Here is a 738-nt window from a genome sequence, read left to right on the forward strand (position 1 = left end):
CGCGCGGGCTGTCTGTTCGGCGTCCATGCCGAAGGCGAGCGGAATGTTGTTCGACAGGGTCGCGACGAAAGGCTGGCGCGGCGGCCCGGCGCCGAACGGTTCGGCCTGCGCAGAGATCGACAGCAACATCGCGCCCGCAGCCAGCATCATCAGCTTCATTGCCCGTGTCCCTGCTCGATCGGCCTATGCCGGCAAGTTCTTCAGGAAAGGCGTGACCGCGTCAACAAAAGCCTGGGGCTGATCGATGTTGACGGCGTGCCCGGCCGCGGGGATCACGACCTTTTGTGCGCCGGGGATTTTTGCTGCCATGTAGTCGGACGCGGCGAGGAACGGGGTGTCGTCGGCGCCGACCACGATCAGGCTGGGCACCTTGATGTCGGGGAGCAGCTCGATCACGCGCGCATCGCGCTGGGTCAGCATGCCGCGCGCAGCGAGTGCGAGGCCCCTGGCGTCGCGGTGGCTCGCGGTCGCACGCTCGCGCGTCGCCGTTTTCAGGACGTCGAGACCTTCGCGGTCGAGCCGGTCGGCGGTGGCAAGCGCCCGCGCGTTCCAGGCCTCGCGCGCGTCGTCCTTCTTGAAGCCCGGGCCGGTGTCGATGATCAGAAGCGCGCGGGCGCGCTCCGGATGCGCACGATAGAACGCCAGCGACATGTAGCCGCCGAGCGAAAGCCCGCCGATGATGGCGCGCTCCGCGCCGACCGCATCGAGGATCGCCGCCATGTCGCCGACGGTCAGCGC

The 738-nt window shown here is 68.8% G+C and carries 1 protein-coding gene; it reads right to left on the reverse strand.

The genetic code is table 11. The features are described 5' to 3' along the window. Window positions 1-183: 183 nt before the first annotated feature. A partial coding sequence (locus tag JHD07_RS39445; RefSeq protein ID WP_291632038.1) for an alpha/beta fold hydrolase occupies window positions 184-738 on the reverse strand: 555 nt, incomplete at its 5' end.

It is taken from the genome of Bradyrhizobium sp. (assembly GCF_016462955.1).
GTDB lineage: Bacteria > Pseudomonadota > Alphaproteobacteria > Rhizobiales > Xanthobacteraceae > Bradyrhizobium.